Raw genomic sequence first — 16,988 nt, forward strand, 5'->3', positions numbered from 1 at the left:
TGGCGTCCAGCCACAAATCGTCTCGGGCAATGTGCTCGAAGCTCTTCGGCGCCAGGGCGTCCCATTCCGCATCTTCTTCGATGCCTTCGTAGCGGTCGGCTTCCCAGGCATTAGCCTCTCCCATTTGCGGCACATAGGCATTGATGCTGCGCCGTGCATAGCCATTGAACAGCACGGCATCCCTGCTTTCGGGCAATGAATAGTCCCAGACGCGGCGCAAGTCTCCCTCGGCAGCCAGCTTGCCGAACTTGCCGCTGGCATCTTCATTTCCAGTAAAGCTGATGTGATAGCCAAACAGGTTCAGCGAAAGGGTATGGTGATTGATGTTGGAGCGCGTTACCAATAGCCGGTCATTGTGAGCCACCCATTTTCCTGTGTTGATCTGATCCAGCGCCAGCAGGCTTATGTACTTGTTGTCTTTTGCCTTGGGGAGTGATTCGCTGGCGGGTGAGCGCCCGTCTATGGCGCAGACGCCTTTGCCATGTTTCTCAAAGCTGTCGAGAAAGCCCTCGAATACCGGCGCGGGCGCGTTGTCACCGCAGAGATCGAGACGGCGCGCCTTGATATCTTCCAGCCGCTTGAAAAGGCGGTCGATGAGCCGTTTGAAAGGCGGCTCGCCATCGCCTCTGTTACGGTCGAGAAAGTCATTGCAGGCCGCCGGTTCCCAAGAGATGCCGATGCCCGATTCGCCCCAGGTCTGTTGCAAAAACCACTGGTTGAATTCGTTCTGAATCCCGGCCAGCTTTTCCCGCACCTCAGACCGGTTGGGTGCGACGATGAGAAACTTGCCCGCCGCGTTGATGACCTGACTGGTGGGCGGCAGACCCAGTTCGTCGAGAATCTTCAGCGCCGCGCATTCAGTGAGCAAGGAGATATAGGCTGAACGCCCCCGCAGCAACCGCGCGGCATTTTTCTGTGTCTCGCTACCACTGGAGAAAATGAACGACTGGATGCCAAAGAAGTCGCCCATCACCAGCAAAAACTTGTCCTCTGTCCATGTCTGCTCCGCCAGCGCCTGGTGCTGCCGCTCCCGATCCCATTGTGCTCGCAGGGCTTCACGAATTTTCTCCGGCTCATCATGCTCGTGATATCGCCACAGTGCAGTGGCCAGAGCGGCGGTAGTTCGGGAATGGTCGTACAGCGATACTTCCGGCTTGGTGTTGCCCGCAGTGGCAGAGGGAATGGCAGAGGCAAACGCCGCCCAAAGCGAATCAAAATGATCCAGCCACAGGCTCCAGTTCTTGCGGTGGCTTTCGGGGATGTTGTCCAGAGCAGCCCGAAAGGCGTCCCACAGCTTGCGGTAGTCCGCCTGGCCCGCCTCGTTGCCCGCCTTTTCGATCTCGCTGGCTGATGCTGGGAAAAGACTGTCTACCGAAAGCGGAGCAAGCGGATAGCGCCAGGCCAGATCCTCCGGCTTGACAGGCTCGCCATTCAGTCGAATCTGTTCGAACAGCGTCAACTGCCGGCGGGTGTAGTGGTTCAGTGGCTTGTTGTCATCATCTACTGCTTGGTTGTAATCATCGAACGCATCGCGCTCGAAACCGGAAGCCACCCGGTCCGCCGTGGCGATAATCCATTGCAGGAAGGTTTGCGGCTTGTGGTGCATGGCGGCGGCATTGATAAGCGAATCGTCAGTACCCTGTTCTTTCCACGCGGTAAATGGGGTAACTTCCACCCCTTTCAGAGGTGGCAGATATTTCTCGATTAAATCGATGGCGATTGCTGTATAAGCCGCATGGACATGCGTGTGGCGCCCATCCCAACTCGGGCAGTAAAGCTGCTTGTTGCGTTCCGCAACGCTATTACCTTGCGCGTCTCTTTCCATTGCTTCCCCGATCCGGGCGCGCTCGGCGAGTTTTCCCAGATCATGGAGATAGGCCGCAAAAGCCATGCGGCAACTGGCATCCAGTCTTGTTCTCATGAATTTAACCTCGATTATTCCTCGGCCATGGAAACTGGCTTCAGAGCTTGACAGGAATTTTGCAATTTTCTTTCATATGCAATTATTTTGTGATGACTCAAAAAGTTTTTCCCCGCCCGCAAGCTTTTCGCCGATAAATGTTATCGCTTCCGGGGCAAGAGTGAGTCCGTAATAGGTATAAGGACGTTGGCCACCTGGGGTAATGAGGTACGATGCGGCCAGGCGTTCACCCAGCGCCCTGACGATGGCCTTGTTGGTTCTCGACAAACGCTGATCGAACCAGTCTTTGCAATCCTCGCAATCCAACGCCTTTTCCGCGCGCACATACTGACCACTGTGCCTGCCGACAACCAAAGCATATTCATTCAAGTAGCGCGGCACCAACGCCTCCGAACGGCTATTCATCGGAGGCAACCCTTCTTTCCGGCTTCGGGCAAACAACGTGTAGAAAGCAAACTCAGCCGGTGACAATTTTATCTGCTCGCCTTGTACATGCAGACAGCGACGCGGCAAGTCAATATCGATATGCGGCGGTAGGCGGGATTTACGCGCTGCGTCAATGGTATCGGAAAAACTGGCCGCGCCTTTCAGTAGCCGATCCGGCAGGCCATCACGCAAACTGACAAAAGGAATCTCCGCCAGGGTCACTTCGGCGTCCCTGGTATCGGCCAGTGCTTTATCGCGGGTTTCGATGATCTGGCTATAGGGGGTGGGGTAGAAAAAATTCCAGCTTGACTCGAAAGGCTCGGACACCAGCACATGGGAAAGCCTGTCCTGGGGCCGGCCGAAGAGCGACAGGGCATACCCCAGATAGTAACCCATGGTCTTGCGCCCGCCGGCGATGGAAACATGCAGTGACGCCGTGGGATCCGCTGTCAAATGACGCACTTTCTCGGTAATAAAGTCAGCGCTGAGGCGGTTATCCTCCGGGGTGCGGATGTCATCAAGTGGTTGCCCCCGGCTGTTTTGCAGTACATGAATATGATCCGCATCGAAAGCAACGGGTGGCAAGTGATAGTCCCGGCATAAACGGTGGAACCAGCCGGGCTCTTCAGACAACAGGCTAAGCTGGGCGCGCCTGGCGCCTTCGGAAGTGGTAATCAGATGAATTTCCGTCGGCACCCAAGGTTCCATCGGATTTTTCACCAATGCGTATAAGGTTTCCGTCACCACCTGGGGGGACAGGCCGGTGACCGCCAGCAATAGGCGCCGGGGATAGGTTTGCGGTAATGCCGGGTCAGGCATAACAAGCTATCCGCCTGGCAATGCCACTGGGCCGCCGCTTAGCCGGTAACCCCCCAGTCCCATCACCGTCCCCTTGCCCACATGCAACCATTGTCCCGCCCATATCCAGGGCCAAAATGGGGCCAAATCACCGCTTTCAAAAGTCAGCCGGCCCATGATCCCGCCCATGTTCATCCAGGTCCGCTGGCGGTTGGAATAGCGGCGCCATTCATTCCAATGCAGATCGGCTTGCACGGGCTTCACCGGGCCGGCCTGTTCCAGCAAGCCCCTAAAATCTAGTGACAATTGTCCTTCTCCATAAAAACAACTCAACAGGGAAAGGCGGCGCATCAACGCCCCCAACCAGCCCCGGAAATGGAAATCCCCCTGCCCCATCAAATTTCCCCGGTATTTAATCCGGGCGGGGGTCGTTAAGTCAATAGAAATCACATCGCCAGGCACCTCTTTTGGAGGAGAAGGCAGCGGTCCGGCCGGGGCAGGCTGTAGATTGTCCGCCCCGGAAATTCCCCGCCAACCAGCGGGAGTCCATTGATCGATTCGTTCCAGTTCAAACCTTCCCTGGCGATTGCCAATACCCTTTTCTCCCATTTTTCGCCAAGCATAAACCAAATAAGGCAAGTGCTGATAACTTTGACCCAGCAAGGTGAGTTCAACGCTGAAGCGGTCGCCCTCGTTCAAACCGCGGGCATTGGTGGCCTCGGGATGGATTATCATTGGATGGGGCGCCGCCGGATATTTCCGCAACACAGGCGAATCCGCCGGCACCGGCGTTTCAAACAGGCTGCTGTAGGCGCAACGGAATTTGAGCAGGCATTGCGCGCAGGATTCAAGACGGGTAATGCATACCGTGCGCCTGAGGGCATGCCCCAGCGCTCCACGCCAGGCGGAACCTGAGTATTTGGGAAACTCGATCAAAGTCTCCGCGCGGCAAAAAAACCGGTAGCGGGCAAAATTCAGGTGATACATCTCAGCTCCTCCTGACTGGAAAATCCAAAGATTACTTCAGCAAGCGGTGACGGGTAAAGCGTTGCAAGCTTGCGGGCGGGCAAGCGTAACAGGAGCCAGGTCTGGACCGGGGCTGGCTAATGGCGCCCTATGTCCGCCGGATCCTGTACCAGGCAAGCCCAATGGGTTATTTGTTAAACTATCCCTTAATTACCTACATTCATGAGAATGCTTATGGCAGAACCCGCCAAACGTCCCGCGACTTACGAGGATCTGTTTGACCTGCCGGAAAACCTGGTGGGCGAGATCATCCACGGCGTGCTCCATACCCACCCGCGCCCGGCGCCAAAACACGCCCGGGCCTATTCCGCCCTGGGACATCATGTTGGTGGCCCATTTGATTATGACTCGGGCGGTCCCGGCGGCTGGTGGATTCTCGACGAGCCGGAGCTGCATTTGGGGGAGAATATTCTGGTTCCGGATCTGGCCGGCTGGCGCCGCGAGCAGATGCCGTCGTTGCCGGAGACCGCCTGGTTCGAGCTGGCGCCGGACTGGGTGTGCGAGATTCTGTCGCCCTCGACGGCGCGGCTGGACCGGGCGGTGAAGATGCCGCTCTACGCCCGCGAAAACATCGGCCACCTGTGGCTGGTGGACCCGGACTTGCAGACGTTGGAAGTGTACGCGCTCGACCGCGATCACGGCGACCCCCGCTGGCTGTTGCTGGCGACCCTGGAAGGCGACGCCCCAGTGCGCCAGCCACCGTTCGAGGCGGTGGAATTCGGGCTGGGGAGTTTGTGGCCCTCTCCCCCAGCCCCTCTCCCGGAGGGAGAGGGGAGTTAAAGACTTACTTCACTGTCCCTCATACCAACCTGCTCCCTTGCCCGCATGCGGGACCCAATCCCTTCTCCGCTCGTGGGGCCACTCCCTCCCCCGCTTACGGGGCCAGCTCCCTTATCTGCTCATGGGATCTACTCCCTCCCCCGCTTGCGGGGGAGGGCTGGTGAAAGGCGCGGTTGCAGGGTGATTAGCCAGACCCGCTACTTAACGCAAGAGATCAATCCGAATCCCCAAATCGAACGAGGCCCAGCTACGGTCGGCGGTCAAGACGGCAAGAGTCAGGCGGCTCCTTCCCGGCGTTCAGCAATCAGCGTGTCGGCCAGATTTTCCTCCACATCCTCGAACATACTCCAAAGTTCCTGCTCCAGGGTCCGACGGGGCTTGAGTACAAGGCGGCCATTTTCGACCCAGGCTACCACAACATAACCTGGCTGTAGCCCCATGGCCTGGCGGAGTCGTTTGGGGATAAGCAAGCGCCCCTGGGCATCGACTGGAAGAGGATAGACTTCTGGTGATTTTAATTCTTTCTCCATAGCGTGGATTCTATGGTGATATGTTGAATCGTGTCAATTTATTCACGTGATTGAAAGTCATAGAGGTGAGCCCAGCCCCTTTTTCAAACTGGAAAAGGGGCTGGGCGAACGACCGGACAGGACGTCCGGGCCGGGGCCTGTCATCCTGAACACCTCTCGCCAGGGACGGCAGGCACTCACGTTAATTCCCTTCTTAATCAGGTCACATTCTCGACGCACGGTTGACGGCGATGAAGTCGCCGCGACCGAGTCTTAATCCCTTCTTAATCAGGTCACATTCTCGACTCCGCCCACACGCGAAAAAGCTCCTCTGCAATTAGTCTTAATCCCTTCTTAATCAGGTCACATTCTCGACTGACAGTATGCTTTGCCATGCATTCCATGGCGTGGTCTTAATCCCTTCTTAATCAGGTCACATTCTCGACCGCTATCTGCGCTATCTAGCGCGTTTTTGATAAGTCTTAATCCCTTCTTAATCAGGTCACATTCTCGACAGCCATGGGGTCATATCTATGGCGGGTGTTTGTGTCTTAATCCCTTCTTAATCAGGTCACATTCTCGACTGGTATCACGCCGGTATATGCATTCAGCGTAAGTCTTAATCCCTTCTTAATCAGGTCACATTCTCGACCCAACACAAATCAACGGTGGACCAACGACTAAACGTCTTAATCCCTTCTTAATCAGGTCACATTCTCGACGATGATAAACCACCCAAACCGCAGCCGGTCCCGGTCTTAATCCCTTCTTAATCAGGTCACATTCTCGACAGAATGCCAATATGAGTGGTGGAAGGCAGAAAGTCTTAATCCCTTCTTAATCAGGTCACATTCTCGACCGGCGGCATATTGGAGTGCAAAACAGCCGGGCAGTCTTAATCCCTTCTTAATCAGGTCACATTCTCGACAACCGCTTGGGAGCACTGGGAATCCGGCAGACGGTCTTAATCCCTTCTTAATCAGGTCACATTCTCGACTGCACCCCTGTTTTTTCTCCTTTTAATACAATTACTTACAATACGCCATGAAGAAAATTGCCTTGCCAAAAAAGTTAACATGGTTATAAGTTAATTCGTATAAGAAATAACAAAATGGGGGTTACCCTCATCGCTTACTCTACCATACCGCTTTCAGGAGGCAAGGGCAGGGTTTGGGGGACGAAGGTTTCCGGCCACATGGGCTGCCCGAAACTTTCCCATTGAGGCTGAAGCGGGAGTGGATAAATGCGGATATCGTCTTCAACCGGGTCAATGACCCGTTCCAGGGCGGCGTGGATTTTCTCCAGTTGCCGGGCGTTGACGTGCAGCAAAAACACGGAATATTGCAACGCCAGGCCGGTTTTTTTCAGATAGCGGTGCACCCGCCCCAGGCGCCCGGGGTCGGCGATGTCATAACAAACCAAATGGGGGCGTTTTTGATGCAGGCTCATGGCAGGTAGGCGCCGCTGTGTTCCAGCCACCGCCACAGGCGACGGATGATATGGCGGATTTTTTGTTCCAGGGCAGGTTCATGGCTTTGATAGACCGTCACAACATCGCGATAGTCGGAAGATGCCGGCGTTACCTTTCCCGAAAGCGCCAAATCCCACAACTCCCATTCGAGTATGCCCGCCAAATAGCGGAGCAAGCCATGCCAATCGTGACCGGGTTCAAGTAATGCCGGATTGATCCGGTAATCGGCCAGCACCCGGGAAATCTGGGCAGTGGCGAGCGATTTCATGGCGCGGACAGGCGCCTCGCCCGTGCCGGGAAATTTCTCCCGCCAAGACTCATGCAACTGTTCCCTTGCCTGCCTGATACGCAAATCGGATATTTCCAGGCTCTGGCGCCGGAGCAGTCTGAGCAGGCGGGCGCGGCTCTGACTGCGGAACCATTGAATCAGGCGCTGGGGACCTTCCGGCAGGGTGAAGAATTGATCCAGCAATTCACTTAATTTGCCATCGTGGGGCCAGGCGCCAAATCCGATGCCCACCAAGCGCCCTTCCCGGTCCAGAAACGTTACCGGAATCCCCATCTGGAAACAGCGCATCAAGGCGGCGGTATGCCAATGGATGACACCCCGGCTGACAATCCGGTTGATTCGCGCCAGGGGCAGATAGCGGTCCGCCTGCTGGCGGGATTGAATACGCAGGGCCGGGCCTTCAAGCACCACCCGGCGCACTATCGGGGCGTTCAAATAGACGGTTTGCATGTTTTCAACTCCTTTACCAGGGTTGTGGCCTGGCGCCTGAGCGCCCGTTGCAGGGGTTTGACCTGTTGCTCAAAGGCACTGAAAAAACGCTGGCGACCGGACTTTCCCAGACGGCAACCGGAACCGGCGCGGGAAAAATGCCCGGCTTGCAGCCAGCGCTGGCGAAACCATTGGTAGGCCCATTCGTCAAGACAGGGCCGCCAGGGTTCCACTAGGTCGCAAGCCAGTGATTCCCGCCCCCAGTAGGGTTGATGGTAAAACCCGAGCAAAGGGTCAAGCCCCGCCGCCCACGCCATTTGCACCGCGCGGGTGTGCAGCAGCGCATAAGACAGGGACAATACCGCATTCACCGGATCAGGCGGCGGGCGCCGCCGGCGGCCTTGAAAACTCAGGCTTGCCGGGAATAGCCGGGCATAGGCCTGAAAGTATATCCTGCCGCCGCTGCCCTCCATGCCGAGTAATTGATCCAGGCTTTGGGCCTGCCGGATATTCCCGGCCAGTGCTTGCAACTTATCGGCGGCATCTTCCAGAACAGAACGGATATCGCGCCGCCGGCCGGTTGTTTCTGTCAGCCAACGGCACTGACGGCGCAGCTTGGCGGCCACCAGGGATTTGGCGAAGTCCAGGCAATAAGCGGCATCGGCGCAAGCCCGGTATTGCGCCAGCCGGACGGAAGCGTCATTGTGGCCGTTGCCAAGCAATTGCGCCCGCCGGGTACCGTGGCGGGGATCCAGCAGCATGACCGCAACGCCCGCTTCCGCAAGCCGGCCAAGCAGGTTGGTGTCAAGATAGGTTTTGGCGGCAATCACCACCCTTTGAACCAGGGCGAGAGGCACAGTTTTGCGCCCTTCCGGATTGCGGATGACCAATGCCCCGCCCTCCAGATTCAGTTCACTGTCTTTGCGGTCAAGATAAAGTGTCGCCATTGCCGTCACCCCAGGTAAAACCAGCCGGGATTGTCCGGCTGCACTGCCTTGCCCAATGTCCGCATTTTTTGGCGGGGATCCAGCCGGATAATCAACAGGCTATCGCACCGGTCATCCAGTACCTGCGCCAGGTCATGGAGTAAATGCCCCTTTTCCGCTTCCGTCATCCAGCATTCGTGCACCGATTTTTGCCCGCCGGTGGCATAGTGGCGGGTGATGTGGAGCGCGGCGCGCAACCGTTTGGGGTCACGCACGTCGTAAGCCACCAGGTAAAGTCCCCGTTGAATCATGTCACGGTTGCGCTTTAAGCGGGCCGAAATTCCGGTAACCCTCTCCAGGCTGGTGCTGGTAAAGGATTACCCGAAAGGTGTTGGCAAGTTCCGCTCCCACCAGGGCGGCGGCTACCAACGGGCCGGCATGGAAATAATGGACCCGGTCGGCGCCGGAGGCGAGCATTTTCCCCGCCAGTTGGCGAATGACTTCATGCAAGTCCGGCATATCTTCCGGACGCAGGATCTGGCCGCGGGTGAGGGTGAATATTCTGTCATCGGGAATCTGGCGCAAGTGTTGATCGGTTTGCCGGAAGACTTCCACCGCCGCGCGAACCTCCCTGCCAGGCAACAAATCCACAATCAACAGTGCGGGTCGCTGGCCGGGTTGCTTCTGGATTTGCCGAAACCAGCGTTGCCTTCGGCGGCGTTCCCCGAAAACCACTTCATGCCAAGTCCAAAATACCGGCAGCGTGACAATCAATCCCAACACCACGCTGACAGGATCGAGCCAGGTTAATACAAAATCAGAAAATGCTTGCCACATATAACGCCTCCAGTCGATGAATCTTTCGCAGTGAAGGATAAACAATATTCCCCCGCAGGGGGGCAACGGCAAGCTTGCGGCTGAATTTTAACCCGGATATTTCACCAGCCGGATTCGGGCTTTCCCATAATTAACTGATTTTTATACACAAAATGCTTAAGTTTCATGATCCACGAAATCCAATTTGGCTTCAGCCCGAATCCTATCCCGGCCCTGGCTTGTCCAAGCACGCCTGGGCTTGGGCTTCCTTCAAGCTATAGCTACAGCTATGGCTTTCAGTCCAGCCCGGCACCCAGCCGCACCTGTACTGCGCCATCATCCGGGATGCTGGTGAAATATCCGGGTTAAGGGACATATCCGTCAACTTTTCTATACTCAATAAGACAACGACAGTGTTGGACAATGGTAGATAAAACTTGATTATTTCGGAGCAAGCAATGAATAAACAGCTTTTGATCATTCCCTTTTTGGCCATGGCGCTATTTGGCAATGCCCATGCGCTGGATAAAGTCCGCCTGTGCAAACAGGCCATTGGGGCCGGATTCGGCATGACCGTGGAAAAAGCCGATAGCCTGCTATTGACGGAACAACGCAAGGACCAAAACTACGCCTTTGTTCCGGCCGATAGTAGAGACCCGGCCACCTACAGTTGTTATCTTGTGATCGGGCAAGAATACGCTTCGGTCACCAAGGAGGAAGCCGGCAAGCTGTATCAAAAAGACATTACCGGCTACGTTTGGAAGGGCAAACTGTATCTGCACGTGGTTCCCGAACCCCGGGGGGACTGGAAAGATTATTTGTAATCCGCTCCAAGGTTTAGCTGAAGCCCACTGGCTTTGTCGCGGACGATGGAGCCAGCGGGCGCTTGGAGGGTTCTCTCAGGAACGGCTCGGTCAGATAACGGACGGAACGCCCGCCGTTCTTCTTTGAAATCCGCCAACGGAAATGCGGGGTTGTTACCTTGCCAGGCCAATCAGCCGGGCCAAAAATTCCAGGGCGTTTTGGTTGAGAATGATGATGGTAAACATCAACACCAGAAACAAAAGGGTGAACTTGCGGTCTATGCGTTCAAAGCGGGCGTCGATTTTTCCGAATTCCCCGCGCAGCTCGGCAATTTCCCCCCGCAGTTCAGCAATTTGCCCCTCTAGCCGGGCTTGAACCTGGACAATTTTTCCTTCGAGCTGGGCTTGACCCTGGGTGATCTCGCCTTTCACCTCGGCGATGTCGCCCCTTAAATCGGCAATATCCGCCTTGAGTCCGGAAACGTCACCCTTGGTGGCCAGATTGTTCCAGACAAACTCCCCCAGCGCTTCGGCCTCCGCCTCGGCAATGGCTTCCGCCTGAGACGGGGGCAACCCCGCGTCCCGCAGGCGCTTGGCAAGTTTGAGGGTATCGAAAGTGATCATTGAACGGCTCCTGTCATGGCATTCATATTAGCCTTACCGGAAAGTCCATTCAAGTAAGCAATATTGATGCTTAGCCACCGGCAATCTCAGGCCAGACGGCGACCACATCTCCCTCTTTCAGTTCAGTCGTCATGCGTTGATCCGGCGGGATATAAACGCCGTTGATCAATACCAGATGGCGCAGTTTTTCGGGGATATGGAAACGGTCGAGACAGGCTTGCACGGAAGCGCCCGGCGGTACTTCAAGCGTGACTTGATGATTCCGGGCGTCTTCCGGGAGGTATTTTTCCAGGGTGGCGAAAAGTTTGACGGTGATTTTCACAACAACCCGGCATTAAAGCCAATGGGTTCCACCGAAGCCAGATAGGCTTCCATGATCCGGGTGGGGTCTTGCGTGAGTTTGGACTTCCAGCCATTCAAATGCACGCCGCTTTGAATCAGCCCCCGCAGCACGCCAATATGATCGGTATGGCCGACACAGGTGGCGCCCACCAACACATCTTCTTGAAACTGGAGGTTGATATAACGGTACCGGCCACGGTCGTAAAGAGTAGCGCTATCGCCTCCTTCCACTCCTTGCCACAGCCCAAAGGAGCTGGAAATCAAACCCAGGGTGTCGAGCACGTTCATGTTGAGATTGCCCTTGTGGCGCGCTGCGCGTCCCGCCATGTTGCGGGCGGCGATAAGGGCGTGATCGGCGGCGGTGGGCTGGATGGCCTGGACTTGCCAGTCGCTGGTGGAAAAGTCCAGCCCCTGGGCCACGTCCCCGGCGGCATAGATATCTTCGGCGCTGGTACGCAGGTGGCGGTCAACGACAATGCCTTGATCCACCTGGATACCGCTGCCATCAAGAAAATCCACGTTGGCCTTGACGCCGGTGGCCAGCACCACCAAATCCGCCGGCAGTGGAGAACGGCCGTCGCACAAAACGCCGAGAAGCGCGTCTCCCGAGGGCTTTGATGTTTCGATACCGGTAATGGGGGTGCCGGTCAAGACGGTGATGCCTTGCTTTTCGCACCACGCCTTGAGCAACCCGCCCGCTTTGCCGTCCATCATCCGCGGCACCATGCGTTCGCCCATTTCCACCACCGTCAAACGGGCGCCACGCTTGGCCAGGGCTTCCAAAATGATACAGCCGATAAAGCCGGCGCCAATCAATACCACGCGGCTGCCAGACTGAGTAAATCGGGCGATCCGGCGGGCATCATCCAGGGTCCAGCAGTGGACGACCCGTTCGTGGTGGACGCCTTCCACCGGCGGCGATAGCGGGGTGGAACCGGTCGCAAGCAGTAATTTGTCGTAGCCCAGTTCACCACCGCTTTGCAGTTTCAGGCGATGCATTGACGGCGCCACAGAGTCAACTCTGTCATGGCGAATTTCGATCCGGCGCTGATTAAAGTAATCCGGTTGCTTGCGCAGATAGGTGCCGGATTCGTTGATTTTGCCGGCCAAATAGTAAGGAATCGCCATGCGGGAATAGGGCGGCTCCGGTTCGTCGCCAATAAGGGTAATCTCGCATTGCGGATCCAGTTTGCGCAGCATGTCGGCGGCTACCACGCCCGCCGGGCCAGTGCCTACGATGACGTGTTTCATGTCCGTTTCCTCGTGTGTATATATGTCCACCGCAGAGGCGCGGAGAATGCGGAGAAGAACTTTTTTGTCATGTCCAAGCCTTGGGTTTTTTGAGGTGTTCCGGTGTTCCTGCCGTGGGTGTTGGCGGCCTGGATGGCCGCCATCAAGCCTCCATGGATGGATTTACGGCGTCCCACGGCAGGAATGCCGGAACACTTTGACTGGGTAGAATCATAACGCAAGTAAAAACCAGTTCTATTTCTGCGTCCTCTGCGCCTCAGCGGTGAAAAAATTCATCATAACCCCAACCGGCTGAGGGTTTCGGGCAAAGGCACGCCTTCCGGCGTCCAGCCCCTTAACTGATAGTATTCCGGCAGCATTTTGTGCAGTTCGTTGACCTTGCCCTTGGCGGGGCCGGTCTTGGCCGCTTCCTTGAGAATCCGCTTGGGCAAGGTGTCGTCCTTGGCGGTGATGCCGGCATCAAGGTTGAACTTGCGTTCCAGATTCCAGATCCGCTCGCCCACCTCCATCAGTTTCTCCACCGTCCACTCACCCTCGCAGGCGGCGTCAATCTGGGGGGCGATATTGTCCAGGGTCCAGGCGAAGGTGGTGAACACGCACAGGCCGGAAGAATCCACTGCCGCGGTGGCGTCCTGGAATTCCTTGACCATGGCGGCCTTGCCTTCGGTCACCAAGGGATCGGTCTTCACCGGAACGCCCAGTACCTCCGAAGAAACCGTGTAGGAACGCAAATGACACGCGCCCCGGTTGGAAGTGGCGTAGGTCAACCCCATGCCTTGCAATCCCCGGGGATCGTAAGCGGGAAATTCCTGGCCCTTGACGGTCATGGACAGGTCGGGATTGCCGTACTTTTCGCACAGGCGCCTCGAACCCAGGCCGATTTCCAGACCAAACCCCTCGCCCCGGGCGGTCAATTCCGCCACCCGCACCAGCGCCTCGGCATTACCGAAACGCAAATCGATGCCGCCGGTATCTTCCAGGGTCAATTGGCCGTTTTCAAACAATTCCATCGCCGCCGCGACAGTGGCGCCAAAGGAAATGGGATCGAGGCCATCCTCGTTACAGAGAAAATTGCAATAGGTCAAGGCATCCAGATCATCCACCCCCAGGTCCGAACCCAGAGCCCAGGCCGCTTCGTACTCCACGCCGCCGGAAGCGTGCCAGTAGCGGGGCTTGTTGACGACGGAAAAGTGCTTCTGGTCGATGGTGGAGATCCGCCCACAGGCGATAGTGCATCCAAAGCAAGCGGCATTGGTCACCAGATTGGGCTTGCCGTCGGAAGGCCGGGGCTGGTGCATGGCCTCGCCGGAGATTTTGTAGGCCCCTTCAAATTGCACTTCCCGGTAGTTGCGGGTCGGCATGGCCCCCACTTCGTTGATGATATTCATCAATACCTGGGTGCCATAGGTAGGCAGCCCCTCGCTGGTGACCGGACTTTCCGCCAATACTAGCTTGGCGGCTTCGGTGCTTTGAACGAAACGCTTGGGGTCTTTTAAATTGGCGATGCCTCGGGTGCCGCGCACCGCCACCGCCTTTAGATTTTTCGACGCCATCACCGTCCCTACCCCGGAACGGCCCGCAGCCCGGTGCAGGTCGTTAATGATGCCGGAAAAGAGGCAGCCCTTTTCCGCCGCCCGGCCCACAGTGGCGATTCTGAGCAGCGGATCCTGGTGCTTTTTATGGAGAATCTCATCAGTGTCCCAGACCGATTTGCCCCAGATTTCATCCGCCGGAAGCAACTGCGCTGTTTCGTTTTCAATATAGAGATAGACCGGCTGCGGGGACTTGCCCTCAAAAATAATCATATCCCAGCCGGCGAATTTCAGTTCGGCACCGAAAAAACCGCCGGAATTGGAGCAGGCAATGCAGCCGGTCAGCGGGCTTTTGGTGACCACCGAATAGCGACCGGCGGTGGAAGCCATGGTGCCGGTCAACGGCCCCGTCACCATGATGAGCTTGTTTGCCGGCGATAACGGATCCACTTTGGGATCGACCTCTTCACTCAAATATTTGCTGGCCAGGCCCCGTTGCCCCAAATACTCCGCCGCCCAGGCCATATTGAGGGGTTCTTCCCGGCAATTGCCGCTGGTCAAATCCACCCGTAGCACTTTGCGTGTCCAAGCCATGTCTAGTCCTCCTTATTCGCTCAACAGGGTTGCGGCATGGGCGCGCATCCGTTGATAACCGGTTTGCTGGGCATCCACGAAGGTGATGGCCTCGGTGGGACAAGCCTTGGCGCAGGCCGGGTCGCCGCCGCACAGATCACACTTGTAGACCACGCCGCTGTCGACATCGTAATTCACTGTGCCGAAGGGACAGGCGATGGTGCACACCTTGCAGCCGACACAGGTATCGGCCAGTACTTGTTTCACGCCGGTGGATTCATCCAGCACAATGGCTTCCACCGGACAGGCGTGGAGACACCAGGCCTCGCTACACTGGGTGCAGGTGTAGGGGGCAAAACGCCCGCTATCATGAAAGTTGAATACCTTGATCCGGGATTTGGCCGGGTTGAACACCCCCTCCTGCTCGAACGAGCACGCCAATTCACATTGCAGGCAACCGGTGCATTTTTCCGGTTCCAGTTGCAGGGCTTTGAGCATTGCCACTCTCCTCCGATTGCTGATATTTGCATGGTATGAAGAAGCGCTGCCGGGGTCAATGGCGCGGTCAATCTAAATTACTCTATCTTGACTTCCACGATTAATCCCTCCTCCAACCATTGGCGCAGCATCAATGCGGCTTTTTCGGCAGCATTCATCTCATCTTGCCAATGGATCAATCCTTCGCAGATTTCGGCAAAGTTTTTTCCCTCCAAAGCGGTTTGCAGTGCCTGGGCTTCCGGTGCCTTGAGGGAACGGAAAAATGTTTTTAATCCATTCCGCCAGATCAGCCAGGTGACAGGCTTATCCGAGGGTTGGCATACAGGGGGGGATTTGTCTTCCTGAAAGGCCTTCCAGACCTGGGACACGGGATAGGTCAAATCCAGCAGGCGGACACTGGGATGAAAATGGAAGACCAGCCCGGGCCATGCTTCAGGCACTACCGTCATCAAAGCATCGGCGGTCAAAGGCTGGGCGTCGGGGCAATCGAAAGCTTCCCCCAAGGCCCACTCAAAGCGGGCCATTTCCGCCAGTTGGGGTTGGCTTGACCAGGGGGGGCGGGATTGGAGAAAAGACGGCAACTGCTTGCCGTACCAGCGAATAGAAGCATATTGAGAGGGGCAGGCAGCAATAAACTCGCCAGCCATCCCAACGAAAGCTTCCTCTCCCAGCCAGCGGCATAAATGGGGAAATTCGACTTTCAGCGCGTCAGTAAGTCGTAATCGATAGGCATTTCGATAAATAGCAAAACGTTGCTCTGCATCCTCACCTGCAATGAAATCAGAAACAGCACTATCCGGCTGGAGGATTGCCTGCTGAAAAATCTTTTGCAATTGCACCAGGTCCGGCGCTTTCATGCCGCCAACCGCCAGTATGGCGTGGCTATTCTCTGTGCCCGGGAAAGCTCTTCCAGCAATTCATTCAGAGGGGGAATCCGGTCGTCGCGCTCAATCATGGTGGAAACCGGCCCGAAACGCTTCACAGCGGTTTCGTATAAGGACCACACTTCCTCCCGCACCGGATGGTCGTGGGTATCGATGATGCAATGACCCAAATCGGTGTGACCGGCCAGATGAAATTGCCAGACACGCTCACGGGGAATTGACTCGAGATAGGCAAGGGGATCAAAGCCGTGATTGCGGGCGCTGACGTAAATGTTGTTGATATCCAGCAGAATCCAACAATCGGCCCGCTGCGCCACTTGCGTGAGGAATTCCCACTCCGTCATTTCGCAGTGGCGGTAACAGACATAGCTGGAGACATTTTCCAGCAAGATCCGCTGGCCGAAAAAATCCTGCACCTGCTGGACCCGGCTTGCCACATGCTCGATAGCCTCTTCGGTATAAGGCAGTGGCAGCAAGTCGTGAAGATTGAGCCCGCCGGCGCCGGTCCAGCACAGATGATCAGAGATCCATTGGGGCTGAACCCGGTCGATCAAAGCTTTGACTTGCTGGAGGTATTTCCAGTTGAGAGGATCGGTACTACCAATGGATAAAGATACCCCATGAATGACCATGGGGTAATCGGCCCGGATTTTGTCCAAATAATAGAGAGGTTTGCCCCCCTCCACCAGATAGTTTTCGGTCAGGATTTCAAACCAATCCAGTGAGGGGCATGTTTGGAGCACCGCTTCAAAATGCTCCTTGCGCAACCCCAGACCAAAGCCCAAAAAAGGCCGGCTGGCAGTGGACATAATGATAATCCTTCCCGAATAGAACCTTACATTTGCGGCGTAATCACCTTGCCGCCAGCCGCTTCGCACTCTTGCAACGACATATATAGGTAACCTTTACCCTTACAGCTATTCAAACCCTTGCATGCGTTTTCAGGCGTGGCGCACTCGGATTTGCCCTTACATTCATTAACGCCAAAACAAGCCACCTTGACTTCAGTGGCCTTTTCGCCGGATTGTTTCGCTCCTGTGGCGGCAGAGCCCGCGGACTGCTGCATTTGCTCACCTTCCTGGGCCAGCGT

General features: G+C 56.4%; 20 protein-coding genes and 1 CRISPR repeat array. Of the genes, 2 read left to right on the top strand and 18 right to left on the bottom strand.

Going from position 1 to position 16,988, the window contains the following annotated elements:
- From AXA67_03720 to AXA67_03730, 3 genes are all read right to left on the bottom strand, one after another.
- Positions 1–1,891, bottom strand: a 1,891-nt coding sequence (locus AXA67_03720; protein KXJ41714.1) for a type III-A CRISPR-associated protein Cas10/Csm1, incomplete at its 3' end; no start/stop codon positions are given.
- 102 nt (positions 1,892–1,993) lie between these two features.
- On the bottom strand, positions 1,994–3,166 hold the full coding sequence (locus tag AXA67_03725) for a CRISPR-associated protein (protein KXJ41715.1): 1,173 nt from the start codon (positions 3,164–3,166) through the stop codon (positions 1,994–1,996).
- Between the two features lie 6 nt (positions 3,167–3,172).
- Positions 3,173–4,132, bottom strand: coding sequence for a hypothetical protein (locus AXA67_03730; GenBank protein KXJ41716.1), 960 nt, complete (start codon positions 4,130–4,132; stop codon positions 3,173–3,175).
- Positions 4,133–4,345: 213 nt separating this feature from the next.
- Between AXA67_03730 and AXA67_03735 the strand changes: the two genes are divergently transcribed.
- The gene (locus AXA67_03735; GenBank protein KXJ41717.1) at positions 4,346–4,951 is read left to right on the top strand and encodes a hypothetical protein; all 606 of its coding nucleotides are present in this window, start codon (positions 4,346–4,348) and stop codon (positions 4,949–4,951) included.
- A 275-nt stretch (positions 4,952–5,226) separates the two neighbouring features.
- Here the strand turns inward: AXA67_03735 and AXA67_03740 are convergent, their stop codons facing one another.
- The 6 genes from AXA67_03740 to AXA67_03765 all read right to left on the bottom strand — a co-directional run bounded on the left by AXA67_03740 (position 5,227) and on the right by AXA67_03765 (position 9,412).
- Positions 5,227–5,481 carry a hypothetical protein gene (locus AXA67_03740; GenBank protein ID KXJ41718.1) on the bottom strand — a complete coding sequence of 85 codons (255 nt, stop codon included), beginning with the start codon at positions 5,479–5,481 and terminating at the stop codon, positions 5,227–5,229.
- A gap of 179 nt (positions 5,482–5,660) precedes the next feature.
- Positions 5,661–6,457: a CRISPR direct-repeat array (repeat unit 36 nt; unit sequence GTCTTAATCCCTTCTTAATCAGGTCACATTCTCGAC).
- A 134-nt stretch (positions 6,458–6,591) separates the two neighbouring features.
- Positions 6,592–6,909 (bottom strand): hypothetical protein, encoded by a 318-nt coding sequence (locus AXA67_03745; GenBank protein KXJ41719.1) that lies wholly within the window; start codon positions 6,907–6,909, stop codon positions 6,592–6,594.
- On the bottom strand, positions 6,906–7,670 hold the full coding sequence (locus AXA67_03750; GenBank protein KXJ41720.1) for a hypothetical protein: 765 nt from the start codon (positions 7,668–7,670) through the stop codon (positions 6,906–6,908). Before AXA67_03750 ends, AXA67_03745 begins: the two co-directional genes overlap by 4 nt.
- Positions 7,652–8,596, bottom strand: a complete 945-nt coding sequence (locus AXA67_03755) for a hypothetical protein (GenBank protein KXJ41721.1) — start codon at positions 8,594–8,596, stop codon at positions 7,652–7,654. The genes AXA67_03750 and AXA67_03755 overlap by 19 nt, the downstream gene beginning before the upstream one ends.
- A gap of 5 nt (positions 8,597–8,601) precedes the next feature.
- A complete protein-coding gene (locus AXA67_03760) occupies positions 8,602–8,886 on the bottom strand; it encodes a CRISPR-associated protein Cas2 (protein KXJ41722.1) in 285 nt (94 codons plus the stop codon).
- 1 nt (position 8,887) lies between these two features.
- Positions 8,888–9,412 (bottom strand): hypothetical protein, encoded by a 525-nt coding sequence (locus AXA67_03765; GenBank protein KXJ41723.1) that lies wholly within the window; start codon positions 9,410–9,412, stop codon positions 8,888–8,890.
- Between the two features lie 437 nt (positions 9,413–9,849).
- Here AXA67_03765 and AXA67_03770 point away from each other — a divergent pair, with 437 nt between their 5' ends.
- Positions 9,850–10,215 carry a hypothetical protein gene (locus AXA67_03770; GenBank protein ID KXJ41724.1) on the top strand — a complete coding sequence of 122 codons (366 nt, stop codon included), beginning with the start codon at positions 9,850–9,852 and terminating at the stop codon, positions 10,213–10,215.
- On the opposite strand, the gene AXA67_03775 is transcribed toward AXA67_03770, so the two are convergent.
- From AXA67_03775 to AXA67_03815, 9 genes are all read right to left on the bottom strand, one after another.
- Entirely contained in the window at positions 10,206–10,385 is a 180-nt protein-coding gene (locus AXA67_03775) for a hypothetical protein (GenBank protein KXJ41725.1), read from the bottom strand. The genes AXA67_03770 and AXA67_03775 overlap by 10 nt on opposite strands.
- On the bottom strand, positions 10,369–10,818 hold the full coding sequence (locus AXA67_03780; protein KXJ41726.1) for a hypothetical protein: 450 nt from the start codon (positions 10,816–10,818) through the stop codon (positions 10,369–10,371). Before AXA67_03780 ends, AXA67_03775 begins: the two co-directional genes overlap by 17 nt.
- A gap of 70 nt (positions 10,819–10,888) precedes the next feature.
- The gene (locus tag AXA67_03785) at positions 10,889–11,140 is read right to left on the bottom strand and encodes a molybdopterin synthase sulfur carrier subunit (protein KXJ41727.1); all 252 of its coding nucleotides are present in this window, start codon (positions 11,138–11,140) and stop codon (positions 10,889–10,891) included.
- Positions 11,137–12,411 carry a pyridine nucleotide-disulfide oxidoreductase gene (locus tag AXA67_03790; GenBank protein ID KXJ41728.1) on the bottom strand — a complete coding sequence of 425 codons (1,275 nt, stop codon included), beginning with the start codon at positions 12,409–12,411 and terminating at the stop codon, positions 11,137–11,139. The genes AXA67_03785 and AXA67_03790 overlap by 4 nt, the downstream gene beginning before the upstream one ends.
- A gap of 275 nt (positions 12,412–12,686) precedes the next feature.
- Positions 12,687–14,537, bottom strand: coding sequence for an aldehyde ferredoxin oxidoreductase (locus AXA67_03795; GenBank protein ID KXJ41729.1), 1,851 nt, complete (start codon positions 14,535–14,537; stop codon positions 12,687–12,689).
- A gap of 12 nt (positions 14,538–14,549) precedes the next feature.
- On the bottom strand, positions 14,550–15,014 hold the full coding sequence (locus AXA67_03800) for a (Fe-S)-binding protein (GenBank protein KXJ41730.1): 465 nt from the start codon (positions 15,012–15,014) through the stop codon (positions 14,550–14,552).
- A 77-nt stretch (positions 15,015–15,091) separates the two neighbouring features.
- Positions 15,092–15,871: a hypothetical protein gene (locus AXA67_03805; protein KXJ41731.1), complete on the bottom strand. Its 780-nt coding sequence runs from the start codon at positions 15,869–15,871 to the stop codon at positions 15,092–15,094.
- Entirely contained in the window at positions 15,868–16,707 is an 840-nt protein-coding gene (locus AXA67_03810) for a hypothetical protein (protein KXJ41732.1), read from the bottom strand. The genes AXA67_03805 and AXA67_03810 overlap by 4 nt, the downstream gene beginning before the upstream one ends.
- Before the next feature lie 26 nt (positions 16,708–16,733).
- A complete protein-coding gene (locus tag AXA67_03815) occupies positions 16,734–16,964 on the bottom strand; it encodes a hypothetical protein (GenBank protein KXJ41811.1) in 231 nt (76 codons plus the stop codon).
- Positions 16,965–16,988 lie beyond the last annotated feature (24 nt).

It is taken from the genome of Methylothermaceae bacteria B42 (assembly GCA_001566965.1).
Classification (GTDB): Bacteria; Pseudomonadota; Gammaproteobacteria; order Methylococcales; family Methylothermaceae; genus Methylohalobius.